Source organism: Streptomyces murinus (assembly GCF_002154555.1).
Classification (GTDB): Bacteria; Actinomycetota; Actinomycetes; order Streptomycetales; family Streptomycetaceae; genus Streptomyces; species Streptomyces murinus.
Map to the genome: position 1 here is coordinate 17,514 of NZ_MUNF01000625.1, position 12,045 is coordinate 29,558.

Consider the following 12,045-nt stretch of genomic DNA (forward strand, 5'->3'; position numbering starts at 1 on the left):
GCACCCCCACTCACCACGCGCGGACGGTCGGTGGACACGCGGATCCGGCCGGCCGCCTCACGGCTTCACCGGCACATGCGCGGGCCCCGGTGGCTCGGGCTTGCGCTCCGGATCGTCGAGCAGGATCGCCAGATGGCGCCCCACATGGTTGTCCCACCCCTCCGGCCCCATGGCCAGTGCCTCCTTGCGCCAACGTCCGGTCCGCTCCAGCAGCCCGGCCAGCCCCCGGTCCTGCACGATCTCGGCCACCGCCTCCTTGAAGGCGGGATCCGAGCAGTCGCCGCGGTGCCAGATCATGGCCGGAACTCCCGCCCGCAGCCCCGCCAGATACTCCTGGCGGCTGGTGGCGGAGTCCGTGCCGGGCGGCTCGCTGAGGACCAGGCAGACGGCCTGCTCGTCCTCCTTCAGCTCCCGCTCCAGATGGAAGTGCGAGTGGCCGGGGCGGTTCCAGTAGGAGTGCGTCTCCGCCGGACGCTCCTTGAACTGGCGCCACTTGTTGTGCCAGGGCCGGTGCCACGCGGCCTTGCGCAGGCGTTCGAAACTGCGGATGAGGACCGTGTAGTCCATGACCAGGGGAGTGGGCGAGGCGGAGTCCGCCTCCTTGTGCCACCACTCGACCGGTTCCCCCAACAGCTCCCACGGAAGGATGAATTCGAGTACGACGGGTTGCCGCAGGTCCGACCAGCGTTCCTCGGTCTGCTCGATGAGCGTGTCCACCTCGGCCGGCAGGTCGTCGCGGTGCAGATGCAGCGTCTCGCCCGGGAGGGGATGCCAGCTCTCCGCGTCCGACTGGCGCCAGTGGGAGAGGTAGTACCGGTCGGGGTCGACACCGTCCGGCTCGAACTGGATCATCAGATAGGCGGGCATGAGGGAGGCCGGCTGATCGGTGATGCTGTCGTGCTGCCACTCGGCCATCTGGTCCTCGAAGCCCCAGAAGCGGGCCTGTGCGCGGTTCCAGCGGCGCAGCCGTTCGGCGGCCTCCCGCAGTCCGTCCTCGACCAGCTGGTCCGCGGCCAGCGACAGAAAGGCCATGCTCACGGGCAGTTCCCGCGCCGCCGAGTTGCCGCCGGCCAGGCGTAAGAACACCGCCCAGCCGGTGTCGCACCAGGCGGGCAGCTCCTGGGTGCGGGAGCGGCTGGCCCGGCGCGCCATCGCCGCGAGCGCGGCCGAGGAGCGCAGTTCCATCAGGTCGGGGCGCAGCGGGTGCAGATCGGCGCCGTCGAAGAAGTCGACCGCCTCCCACTCGTCCACCAGACGGCGCAGCGCCAGCACGGTGACGGACTGCTCCTCCACATAGCCGAGGCAGCGCACCAGGCAGGGCAGTCCGTCGGGGATCCGCGCGCACACCTCCACGAGCTGGAGCAGATACGGGCGCAGCGTCCTGTTCTGCAACGGCTCGACGGGCGCGCCCAGTTCCTGGCTCAGCATGGTCACCAGCAGGTCGGCACTGGTCGGGTGCCGCAGGGTGGCCGATTCCTGGAGCACGTCGACGACGTTGGCCACCAACTCGTTGCGAACCCGCGCGGGGTTCCGCCCTTCCACCCCCGTGACCTCCGATCGTCACCTGCCGCCGGTTCTCTCCCACCGGCGGTGCCGACCAGCGTACGGCCACCCGTCCCGCCACGTCAGGGTGTCGGGACGGCGGAACGGCCGTACCGCCTCGGCGTACTGCCGTCAGCGCTCTCCCTCTTCTTCCTCCCCCGAGATCAGCACCTTCACCTGTGTGCCGTCCGGTGCGACGAGTTTCGGGTGCAGAGCGAGGCGGATCCGGTGGGTGCGCGAGGTCTCCGACTGCCCCTCGGCACCGGCCTCCACCACCCAGAACCGCACCTTGCCGCCCGCTCCGCCCCTGCGGCTCACCACGACGTCCGCCTCGACCTCGACGGTCCCGAGCTCGAACCGCACCACTCCGGACGGACCTTCGCTCAGAGCGGCGTTCAGCTCCTGGCCCAACTCCCTGATCATTTCAGCCAGTTCGATCACATGGCGATCCTATCGGGGTGGGTCACCCCCGCGGAAGGTGAAAGGGCGTCAGATCATGGACCGCGACGTGGTGGAGGTCGGCCTGAATCAGCCGCCGAAGACGCAGACCGCCCAGGTCCGCACGCCTTCGGAGCTCTGTGCGTACCAGCCGCTGAGGTCGCCCAGGGGGACGCTGTTGGTGGCCGGAGCGGTGCCGCTGAAGCCGCCGCCGGTGACCGTGTAGCCCGAGGGGCAGTAGGCCCGTGCCTGGGTCCCGAACTCGCCGATCACCAGCCTGTACTGCGGAGCCAGCCGCTCGGAGGGCTGGTCGGCCAGGGCGGGGACGGACCACGCGGCACCGATCCCGACGCCGCAGCCGGCAAGAGCCACCGCCACCCAACGTGCCGCGCCCAGCTTGGACATGGATCCACCCACTTCCCGAGAGGCTCTCACCGCGGACGTTCACCTGCTCCGCAGGGGAAGCGTGACCGGTCGGCTTTCCGGAGGGAAAGCGGGCTGCCCTCTCTTCACGCGATCGCACGAAGTAGTACGACCAATCCGGCGTCCCCGGTGTCACGAGGACCAGCGATCGTGGCATATACCGGCCGAATGATTGACAAGCCATAACTCACCTGTTTTTCCCCGCGTTTACCTCCGTGCGGGCGAGTGCCCGCGCTTGATTCTGGAAGGCAGGGAACCGATGAAACGGGTTACCCGAAACGGTGTGATCGCCCTCGCGGCCGCCTCGGGCGCGATCGCTGTGGCGGGGCCGGTGTACGCCGACTCCACGGCGGACGGCGCCGCGGTCGGCTCGCCGGGGCTGATCTCCGGCAACGGGATCCAGCTCCCGGTGCACATCCCGGTGAACGTGTGCGGGGACACGGTGAACGTGGTGGGGCTCCTCAACCCCGCGATGGGCAACAGCTGCGCCAACACGGGCGGCGGCAGCACCACCAAGGGCGGCTCCGCCAACGGGGGCGGGGCCACGGCCGCCTCGGCGGAGAAGGGCTCGCCCGGCGCGGTGTCCGGCAACGGCATCCAGCTGCCGATCGATCTGCCGGTGAACATCAGCGGCGACAGTGTCAACGTGGTGGGGCTTCTCAACCCCGTCTTCGGCAACCACTCCGAGAACACGTCGAGCACCCATGGCACGCAGCCGGTGACCCCGCCGCGGGTCACCCCGCCGGTGCACACCGCGCCCCCGGCGCACCCGCAGGTGCCGCCCGCGCGCACGGCCCCCGAGCCGCCCGCGGCCGTGCACCGGCCGACGGGCACCCTCGCCCACACCGGCGCCGACGGCACCCTGACGGCCGCCTTCGCGGGCGCCGCATCGCTGGTCGGCGGCGCGGCCCTGTACCGGCGCTTCCGCGCGGGCGCCACGCGCTGATCCGCACCGCTCTACGCGGCGGGAAGGCCCCATGGGACATGTCCCTCGGGGCCTTCCCGTCAGCGGTCGAGGCGGCGGTCAGACGGCGGCGCCGCTGTCCCGCCGCGACAGAGCGAGGAACGCCACGAACGCGACGATCGCCACGGTCCACGACAGCGTGACCGGGCCGAGGCCCCAGCCGAGACCGCCCCGCGCGGTCGGATCGGCCATCCAGTCCGCGAGGGACGCGCCGAGCGGGCGCGTGATGACGTACGCCGCCCAGAACGCGGTCACCGCGCCGAGGGCGCCGCCGCGATGGGCGAGGGCCGGGACCGCGATGGCCACCGCGAACAGGACGGCCGAGCCCAGGTAACCGAGGCCCATGCTCGCGGTGAGGTCGCCCGCCGCGGTGCCCAGGGCGAAGGTGGCGAGCACGGCCGCCCAGTAGAAGCCCTCGCGGCGCCGGGTGCGCACGGTATGGATCGACAGGGTGCGCTCGCTCGCGTACCAGAGCGCGAAGACGGCCGCGAGGGCGATGAGGAAGAGCGGGGCGGACAGGGTGTACGGCACACCGAGGCCGACACGGAGCACGTCCGCGGCCATGGTGCCGAACACGCTGACCATGACGATGGCCGTCCAGTAGATCCACGCCACGTACCGGCGTACGGCGAACTGGAGCACGAGCGCGGCGACGAACGCGAGACCGCCGAGGCCGACCGCGGGGAGGACGTGCTCTGTGCTCATGCCCCGCACCCTCGCACGCGCGAGGGACCCGCCCCCAGCCCCCTTTGCCATTGCTTTTGTCGCTTCTCGTGCGGCTGTTGTCCGTGTCTTACCGAATCCAAGGGCAATCGGTCAGCCGTCGGCGGGGGACGTCCCGAAGGTCGTGCCCGTGAAGTCGCGCCCCTGGATCACCGGTGCCGAGAACGTGCCGCCCGAGATGGAGTTGTGGACGTCCCCGCCGGTCAGGGAGATCCGCCGGGCCGCCTCGTCCCAGCGTCGCAGCCGCTCCTCGAACTCCGCGTCGTCGGCGGCCCGCCGGTGCAGTACGACGCTCAAGGCCCGCGCCGCCGCCGCGTCACCCGGATCCCGGGCCAGCCTGGCCAGCTCCGCCTCCCCCGATCCCTCCGACACGGATCCCTCCGGCGCGGACCCCTCGGGCGCGGACCCCTCCGGCACCGCCGCGCCGCCGCGCCGGAACGGGCGCCGTACCAACTCCCCGAGCCCGGTCCACGCCTGGCGGCCCAGCTCCCCGCCGGCCCCTCCCGCCAGAGCCGTCAGCAACCCCATCGACACCGGATCCATGCGTGACATCCCCCGTCCCGTCCCGTCCTTCTGGCCCCTCCACTGTGCGGGCCGCGCGCGCCGCCTTCAAGAGCGCCACGAAGCGCCACGGTGGCCGGGAATGACCGGCTGCCGCATACGGCAGGCCGTCTCAGGGGTAGAGCCCGGTGACAGATGAATATGACAACGGGCGGGGGAGAAGCGGATGGGAGCGACGGAAGACGGCGGTCGGGACGGCGGGGTCGGCAACAGCATCGCGAGCGGCACCTTCTCGGGACCGGTGGTCCAGGCCCGGGACGTCCATGTGCACATGCCGGCGAAGGCGCCCCTGCCGGTGCCCCGGCAACTCCTTCCGGTGCCACATCACTTCACCGACCGGGCCGATGAACTCGCGGAACTCGACGGCCTGTTGACCAGCGCGGACGACCCGGAGGCCGGGCCCCCGCTGATCGTGGTCAACGGCCCGGCCGGGATCGGCAAGACCGCGCTGGTCTCCCGCTGGCTGCGCACCCGGGAAGCGGCCTTCCCCGACGGCCAGTTGTACGCCGACCTGTACGGCCACGCCGCCGAGGGACCCGCGGACCCGGCCGAGGTGCTCGGACAGTTCCTGCGGGCCCTCGGGGTCGCCGCCCCGCCCGCCGGACTGGCCGAACAGGCCTCGCTGTGGCGGACGGTGACGGCGCGGCTCCGGGTCGCCGTCATGCTGGACAGCGCCTTCACCGCGGCACAGATCCGGCCGTTGCTGCCCGGCGGCTCCGGCGCCCTCGTGGTTGTGACCAGCCGGCGGCGGCTGACCGGACTGCGCCTGGACGGAGCCGCGTTCTTCCGGCTGGCCGCGCTCGACCCCGCCGCCGGCCTCGAACTGCTCACCCGCGGCGTCGGCGCGGAACGCGTGGCGGGCGAACGCACCGCCGTGGAACAGGTCGTGGAGCTGTGCGCCGGGGTCCCCCTGGCGGTGTGCCTGGCGGCGGCCCGCCTCGCCGCCCGCCCCCGGCAGCCCATCGCCGCCCTGGCGGATTCCCTGGCGCCGGACGCCGACCGGCTGGCCGCACTGGAAGTGGAAGGGGAGATCACGGTGAGCAAGGCACTGGACGCGTCGTACGCGGTGCTCGACCCGCGGGCCGCCCGTCTCTACCGCACGCTGGGCACGCTCCCCGTGCCCACCTTCGACACCCGCACCGCGGCGGCCGGCTGTGCCGAGAGCGAGCAGTGGGCGGAACGCCGGCTCGATGAACTGATCGAGGCCAACCTGGTCGAGGACATCGGCCCCGACACCTTCCGCTTCCACGATCTCGTCCGGGTGCACGCCCGCTCCTGCGCCGAGATCCACGACGGCGAGGACGCCCGGGCGGAGGCGCTGAGACGGGTCGCCGACTGGTATCTGCGGACGACCACCGCCGCCGAACAGCTCATCACCCCGGCCCAGTTCACCCTCCCGAGAACCTACGCCCACCCCTCCCCGCTGCCCGCGCCGTTCACGGCGGAGAAGGGCGCGCTGGACTGGCTCGACGCCCACCGCCACCACCTCATGGCCCTGCTGCGCACCGCCGCCGGACGGGGCTGGCACGCCACCGCCTGGCAACTGGTCGACGCCATGTGGCCGTTGTTCCTCCGGCTGCGCTACTACGACCTGTGGGCCGAGGCGCACACCATCGGTCTGGCGGCCGCCCGCGCCGACGGACATGCCGAGGCCGAACGGCAGATGCTCAACTCGGGCGCCATCGGCCTCTCCGCCGCGGGCCGCGTCGAAGAGGCCGCCGACTGGTACGCCCAGTCCCTGCAAGCCGCCCGCGCAGCCGGTGACGTCCGCGACGAGGGGCAGGCCCAACTCGGGCTCGGCAGCTGCCGTATGGCCACCGGCCGACTGGAGGAAGCCGTGCGCCATCTGGACCTCGCCGTGCGGGTCTGGGAGGAGTGCGGCTATCGCCGGGGCGTCGCGCTCGCCGGGATCCTGCTCGGCGAGACCGCCCTGCGCCGAGGCGACCCCATCACGGCGATCCCGCTCTTCGAGGAGGCCCGGCGGATCCTGATCGAGGTGGCCGACCCGCACGACGCGACCCGGGCCCTGGCCTTCCTCGGCCGCGCCCATGCCCAGGGCGGCGAACACGCCCTGGGTACAGGTGAGTTGACCGAGGCGCTGGAGGCGTTCCGTGCCTCGGGCGCCCTGCACTGGCAGGCCCGCACCCTGGAGATGCTGGGGCGCGGCGCACAGGAGCAGGGCGCCGACACGGAGGCCCGTGCCTACTTCGCCGAGGCACGCTCCCGCTACGAGGTCACCAGCCCCGCCGACGCGCGCCGCCTGGAGTGAGCGCACGCCCCCGCCGCCGTACGACCACCCGCGGCGGCCTGCCGCAGGGGTCGTACATACGCCAACTCGGCGAGCGTACGGCCCTCGACCAACCACGCGTGCAGACAGGACGCCAGCAGCGGCTGATCGGCACCGACCGCCTCCGCCACGACTCGCGGCCCGCCGCCCCGCCCGCGGGCGGCCGAGCCCGCGAGGGCCAGCCAGCCGCCCCCGGACAGGGGCACCGCGGCGAGCGCGCACGACGGATGGCGCGCCGTCACCCCGGTCAGCCAGTGCAGTGCCGACGCCGGCGGTCGCGGCCGTACCCCGTACAGCACATCGGCGCAGGCCAGCCGGCGGTTCTCGGGGGCCGCCTCGGCGTTCACGGCGCAGTGCTCGTCGCCCTCGGGCAACGCCCTTGCCCCGGCCCGGACCTGCCCCGCCTCGGCAATCACCTCCGCACCGGATCCCACCGCCCCCATGCGCACCCGCAGCACCGGCCCCACCCAGTGAACGGGCCCGGACGCCTCCGCTCCCGGGGACAGCAGTCGTACGACGACCAGGCCGCTCATGCCGGCACCTCCTGTCCCGCCGTCGGCCAGGCGCTCAGCGGCGGTGGCGCCGGGAGCTGGGCCGTGACCGGCGGATGGGCGGGCTGTCCGAGCCCGAGGGTCCGGTACAGCAGCCGCCGCATATTGCGGTGGAAGCGCCCCGGCTCCGAGGTGATGCGCGCGCTGATCTCCGTGTACTCCTCGCGCCGGTACTCCGCGGCCGCGTACCGGAGTTGGTCGACCAGCGGATGCACCGGCGACAGCGCGGGCGCGGTCAGGGCGAGCGTGGCGGCCGGGGAGGCGGGGTTGATGTCCCCCGCGGGCGAGGAGGCGAGCAGGATCGGTGCCTGGGTGAGCGTCCCGTACAGGGTGACCGAGCCATGGTCGCCGATGATCCAGTCCGCGGCGATCAGCACACTGCGCCACTCCGCCTCCGGCGGCAGCAGCGAGATGCCCAGCCGGGCGCAGCGCCGCAGCCAGGACCGCACCTGCCAGGCGCCGTGCCCCGACCACACGTTCGGGTGGGCGAGGACGACACAGTGGTACTCGTCGCCGGGCAGTTCGGACAGCAGCCGGGGCAGCAGCGACTCGAACCGGCCGAACGAGGACCGTGCGCCCCAGGTGGAGGCGACCACCACCAGCTTCTGCGACCCGCGCAGTCCGAGGGCCGCGCGGTAGCGCTCACGCAGCGGCAGGCTGACGGACATCCGGTCGTACACCGGATCCCCGACGACATGGGCGAGCGGCACCGCCTCCGGGCACTGGCGGGCCAGTTCCGCGAGGTCGGCGTGGTGCGGCATGACCAGCGCCGCGGGTAACTTCCCGCCGGGCGCGAGGTCCGTGCGGCGCAGCCCGGCCACGCCGGGCTCGGTGGCCGACGGGACGAGTTTGAGATACGCGGCGCCGTGCGGCAGCGTGATCAGCGGCGCCGACAGCCGCTCGACGCCCTTCGGACCCGCCGCCACCGCCACGTCGAAGGGCAGCCGGACCGCCTCCTCCCACGGCAGCACCGCACAGCCGAGCCGCTCCAGGAAGCGCGGCACCTCGTCACCGAAGACGTGCGGCGGCGCCGTGAACGCCACCTGGACGCGGAAGTCGTCGTCGACCAGTGACAGGATGTCGACCAGCCGTTTCGCATAGGTGATCGTGTGCGCGACGGTCAGGACCGTCCTGCGGCCGACCAGTGTCCGCCATTCCCTGCCGGTGGCCGATGGATCGGCCTGTGAACCCAATGCCGACACGATGTACCCCCGATGTCTCTCGCGAGTCGCCCCTGCGGGCCGTTGCCCAGGCTCTGCCCGGGCCCACCGGACGAAAGCCTTGCGGCGACCTTGCAGAAACCTGGCAGGGGTACGGAGGAGACGGGATCCGGTGCCGGGCGCGGTTCGCCCGCCCGGCACCGGATCGGGGGTCAGAACACCAGGCCCACGTGGGCGAGCGCCTGCTTCAGCAGCGCGCCGTGGCCGCCCGGCATCTCGCTCTGGAGCACCTCGGAGGCCGCCTCCTGGGGGCTGAACCAGACCAGGTCCAGGGCGTCCTGGCGGGGCCGGCAGTCACCGGTGACCGGGACGACATAGGCGAGGGACACCGCGTGCTGGCGCGGGTCGTGGTACGGGGTGATGCCCACCGTCGGGAAGTACTCGGCCACGGTGAAGGGCTGGAGCGAGGCGGGGATCCGGGGCAGGGCCACCGGGCCGAGGTCCTTCTCCAGATGGCGCAGCAGCGCGTCGCGGACCCGCTCGTGGTGCAGCACCCGCCCGGAGACCAGGGCCCGGCTGACCGTTCCGTCCGGGCCGATCCGCAACAGCAGTCCGATGCTGATGACTTCGCCGCTGTCGTCGACCCGCACGGGCACGGCCTCGACGTACAGGATCGGCATCCGGGCCCTGGCCATCTCCAGCTCGTCCGAGGTCAGCCAGCCGGGCGTGGTATCGGTCATGTCAGACATTGCTTGATCATACTTTCCGGGTGGGGCGGCCGCGGGGGTCGCGGACCGGTTCGGATACGGGTGGTCCATAGAGCCGGCGGGCGTTGTCGCGGCCCGTCCAGGACGCGATCCGCAGGGCGTCGGACAGGGACAGCTCATCGGCCTCCACACGACGTCGCAGCAACTCGGCGAGGCCCTGACGAAAACACAGGGCGCCCAGGTGATGGAACTCCGCCACACCGTAGGCGTCCGAGCTGTACAGCAGTTTGCGGAACGGGGTGATCTCCAGGGCCTCCGCCAGCACCACCCCCGCCCGGGCGGGGCCGGCGTGATGCAGGGCGAGCCCCACATCCAGGTACACCCGCTCGAACACCGCGGCCAGATAGGCGGCCTGGCGGTGATAGGGCCAGCAGTGCAGCAGCAGCACGGGGCCGGTGCCGGCGATCCGGTGCAGCCAGTCGGTGAGCAGGGCGGGATCGGCCCGGTGCAGCCGTACGTCCGCGTCCCCGAAACCGGTGTGCAACTGGAGCGGCAGCCCCAAGTCGACTGCGGTCCACAGCAGTTGCCGTATCAGCACCGGGTCCGCGAGGCGGCCGCCGGCGGTGAGCCAGCGCCGCGCCGCCACGGTCACCTCGGCGTCCGAGGGCCGCTCCGGATCGAGAGCGAATCCGGTGCGATAGGCGGCCACCGACTTCACCGCCACCACACCCGGCCGCCGCACCGCCTCCTCGGCCGCCGCGCGGAACACGGCCGCGTACTCGCCCGCCTCCACACCCCGCGCCGCCACCTCCTCGGCGATCCGCTCCAGACGTACGACCTCGTACGCGGCGGCACCCGATGCCTGCGCCAACTCGGCGGGGGAGGTGAGGGGTTGCGGGGAATAGCCGGTGTCCACGCAGTACGTCCCGACCCCGGCCGCCGTCAGGAACCGCCGGTTCACCTCCCGCCACCCCAGCTCCGCGCGCCGGGCCACGTACACGTCCGGCGGGGCGTGCCGTGGCAGGTCCAGCAGGGGCGCGCAGTGCCGTCGTACGGCGATGCCCACCGGGGTGTCGAACGGCGAGACGCCGGGCCACGGCTCGCCCTCGGTGAGCAGCGACTCGAACCCCTCGAAGGACAGGTCGGCCACCGTCGCGCCATGGCAGTGGTGGTCCACCAACTCCAGTGCGGCCAGAGCCTCCTGGACCGGACCGGCGGACGCCATGGTCAGTACGCCCAGCGATAGGCCGCCGCCACCCGGTCGTCGTCCAGCCCCTCGACGGCGGCCGCCTCTCCGAGCCGTACGGCGCTCACCGCGTCCGCGAGGACCGGACCGAGCGCGGCCCGCAGCACCTCGTCCGCGCGGAACTCCGTCACCGCCTCGGCCAGCGTGGTCGGCAGCCGTCGTACGCCGAGCTTCGCCGCCGCCTCCGCGTCGTAGCGCGCCGGGTCGCCGGTGATCTCCTCGGGCAGGGGGCGCTTCGCCGCCAGTCCGTCGAGTCCCGCGGCGATCAGACAGCCGAGGGTGAGATAGGGGTTGGCGGCCAGGTCGACGGGTTTCACCTCCAGGTTGGCCTCCTGCCGCTGCCGGCCCGCGCTGCCGGTGACCAGTCGCAGCGCCGCCTCCCGGGTCTCGCGGCCCCACGCGGTGAAGACGCCCGCCCACTGGGAGGGCCGCAGCCGCAGATAGCTGGCCGGGCTGGGCGCGTTGATCGCGGTCAGCGCGGGCAGATGCGCGAGGATCCCGGCCGCGAAGGACTCCGCGTCGGGCGTCAGACCGTACCGGCGCTCGCCGCCCGCATGCAGATTGCCGCCGTCGCGCCAGCAGGACAGATGCACATGGCCGCCGTTGCCGACGCTCCCGGCGAGGACCGCGGGCGAGAACGACACCCGCAGTCCGTGCCGCTGGGCGAGGGCCCGGATCGTCTGGCGCGCCAGCACATTGCGGTCGGCCGCCGCGACCGGGTCCAGGGCGCCCGCCGACAGCTCGAACTGCCCGGCCGCGTACTCGGGATGGACCTGGTCGACGTCCACGCCCTGGGCGTCGAGCGCGGCCAGCAGATCGGCGAGGAAGTCGCCCAGCTCCACCTGGCGGATCGCGCCGTACGCCGGTCCGGACACCGCCGGCACGAACTCCCCGGCGGGCGCGGAGCCGAGTCCGAGGGCCCACTCGATCTCGAACGCCGCCTTGAAGGCGAGCCCGTACCGCTCGGCCGCCTCGGTGACCATGCGGCGCAGGAAGGTGCGGGCGCAGCCGGGGTGCCGCTCGCCCTCCTGGGTGATCCGGTCCACCGGCGCCCACGCCCAGCCGGGCTGCCCGGCCAGCGCCACCAGCTGGTCCAGGTCGGGGTAGAGCCGCAGGTCGCCGTCGGGGGAGCCGAGCACATCGGTGCTGACGATCGAGTCGTCGGCCAGGAAGGTGTCGAACACCGGGGACATCCCGACGCCCCAGGAGACGGCGGCCTCCAGCCGGGCCGTGGGGACGGTCTTCACCCGGGTGACGCCCGCCGTGTCCACATACGCCAGGACGATGCCGCGCACGTCCTGCGCGGCCAGGGCGGTGGTGAGGGCGGCGACCCGCCGTAGATCGGCCGGGCGGCCGCCGGGCACGGGGTCGGCGAGAGTGGTCATACGTGTCCTTTGCGGGCGGGGCCCGGTGGGGGCGGGCGGTTCCTGGCGCTTATACACA

Annotated in this window: 12 protein-coding genes; 2 read left to right on the top strand and 10 right to left on the bottom strand. The window is 73.0% G+C overall.

Translation table 11 applies throughout. The features are described from left to right. Positions 1 to 57: 57 nt before the first annotated feature. The 3 genes from CCN72_RS31525 to CCN72_RS31535 all read right to left on the bottom strand — a co-directional run bounded on the left by CCN72_RS31525 (position 58) and on the right by CCN72_RS31535 (position 2,385). Positions 58 to 1,542, bottom strand: a complete 1,485-nt coding sequence (locus CCN72_RS31525) for a VMAP-C domain-containing protein (protein WP_208638151.1) — start codon at positions 1,540 to 1,542, stop codon at positions 58 to 60. A gap of 132 nt (positions 1,543 to 1,674) precedes the next feature. Next, a complete protein-coding gene (locus tag CCN72_RS31530; RefSeq protein ID WP_086811546.1) occupies positions 1,675 to 1,983 on the bottom strand; it encodes a trypco2 family protein in 309 nt (102 codons plus the stop codon). Positions 1,984 to 2,070: 87 nt separating this feature from the next. Continuing rightward, positions 2,071 to 2,385, bottom strand: coding sequence for a hypothetical protein (locus CCN72_RS31535; protein ID WP_086811548.1), 315 nt, complete (start codon positions 2,383 to 2,385; stop codon positions 2,071 to 2,073). Positions 2,386 to 2,686: 301 nt separating this feature from the next. On the opposite strand from CCN72_RS31535, the gene CCN72_RS31540 reads away from it, so the two are divergent. After that, complete coding sequence (locus CCN72_RS31540) at positions 2,687 to 3,349, top strand: chaplin (RefSeq protein ID WP_086811550.1); 663 nt, start codon at positions 2,687 to 2,689, stop codon at positions 3,347 to 3,349. 78 nt (positions 3,350 to 3,427) lie between these two features. Here the strand turns inward: CCN72_RS31540 and CCN72_RS31545 are convergent, their stop codons facing one another. Both CCN72_RS31545 and CCN72_RS31550 read right to left on the bottom strand, forming a co-directional pair. Continuing rightward, positions 3,428 to 4,072, bottom strand: coding sequence for a COG4705 family protein (locus tag CCN72_RS31545; RefSeq protein ID WP_244174572.1), 645 nt, complete (start codon positions 4,070 to 4,072; stop codon positions 3,428 to 3,430). Between the two features lie 111 nt (positions 4,073 to 4,183). Further along, the gene (locus CCN72_RS31550; protein WP_244174573.1) at positions 4,184 to 4,618 is read right to left on the bottom strand and encodes a hypothetical protein; all 435 of its coding nucleotides are present in this window, start codon (positions 4,616 to 4,618) and stop codon (positions 4,184 to 4,186) included. A gap of 199 nt (positions 4,619 to 4,817) precedes the next feature. Between CCN72_RS31550 and CCN72_RS31555 the strand changes: the two genes are divergently transcribed. Further along, complete coding sequence (locus tag CCN72_RS31555) at positions 4,818 to 6,920, top strand: tetratricopeptide repeat protein (RefSeq protein ID WP_086811556.1); 2,103 nt, start codon at positions 4,818 to 4,820, stop codon at positions 6,918 to 6,920. Here the strand turns inward: CCN72_RS31555 and CCN72_RS31560 are convergent. From CCN72_RS31560 to CCN72_RS31580, 5 genes are all read right to left on the bottom strand, one after another. Beyond that, complete coding sequence (locus CCN72_RS31560; RefSeq protein ID WP_086811558.1) at positions 6,878 to 7,471, bottom strand: hypothetical protein; 594 nt, start codon at positions 7,469 to 7,471, stop codon at positions 6,878 to 6,880. The two genes, CCN72_RS31555 and CCN72_RS31560, sit on opposite strands and share 43 nt — an antisense overlap. Then, entirely contained in the window at positions 7,468 to 8,691 is a 1,224-nt protein-coding gene (locus tag CCN72_RS31565) for a hypothetical protein (RefSeq protein ID WP_208638153.1), read from the bottom strand. The genes CCN72_RS31560 and CCN72_RS31565 overlap by 4 nt, the downstream gene beginning before the upstream one ends. 170 nt (positions 8,692 to 8,861) lie before the next feature. Beyond that, positions 8,862 to 9,389, bottom strand: a complete 528-nt coding sequence (locus tag CCN72_RS31570) for an NUDIX hydrolase family protein (protein WP_161215882.1) — start codon at positions 9,387 to 9,389, stop codon at positions 8,862 to 8,864. Positions 9,390 to 9,405: 16 nt separating this feature from the next. Then, complete coding sequence (locus CCN72_RS31575) at positions 9,406 to 10,581, bottom strand: amidohydrolase family protein (RefSeq protein WP_086811562.1); 1,176 nt, start codon at positions 10,579 to 10,581, stop codon at positions 9,406 to 9,408. A 2-nt stretch (positions 10,582 to 10,583) separates the two neighbouring features. Further along, positions 10,584 to 11,987 (bottom strand): type I glutamate--ammonia ligase, encoded by a 1,404-nt coding sequence (locus tag CCN72_RS31580; protein WP_086811564.1) that lies wholly within the window; start codon positions 11,985 to 11,987, stop codon positions 10,584 to 10,586. Positions 11,988 to 12,045: the final 58 nt, after the last annotated feature.

Bases quoted from the DNA above. Each gene is read 5' to 3' on its own strand.
- CCN72_RS31560 (WP_086811558.1), bottom strand. From the start codon at position 7,471: ATGAGCGGCCTGGTCGTCGTACGACTGCTGTCCCCGGGAGCGGAGGCG.
- CCN72_RS31570 (WP_161215882.1), bottom strand. From the start codon at position 9,389: ATGACCGATACCACGCCCGGCTGGCTGACCTCGGACGAGCTGGAGATG.
- CCN72_RS31550 (WP_244174573.1), bottom strand. From the start codon at position 4,618: ATGGGGTTGCTGACGGCTCTGGCGGGAGGGGCCGGCGGGGAGCTGGGC.
- CCN72_RS31545 (WP_244174572.1), bottom strand. From the start codon at position 4,072: ATGAGCACAGAGCACGTCCTCCCCGCGGTCGGCCTCGGCGGTCTCGCG.
- CCN72_RS31555 (WP_086811556.1), top strand. From the start codon at position 4,818: ATGGGAGCGACGGAAGACGGCGGTCGGGACGGCGGGGTCGGCAACAGC.
- CCN72_RS31535 (WP_086811548.1), bottom strand. From the start codon at position 2,385: ATGTCCAAGCTGGGCGCGGCACGTTGGGTGGCGGTGGCTCTTGCCGGC.
- CCN72_RS31575 (WP_086811562.1), bottom strand. From the start codon at position 10,581: ATGGCGTCCGCCGGTCCGGTCCAGGAGGCTCTGGCCGCACTGGAGTTG.
- CCN72_RS31580 (WP_086811564.1), bottom strand. From the start codon at position 11,987: ATGACCACTCTCGCCGACCCCGTGCCCGGCGGCCGCCCGGCCGATCTA.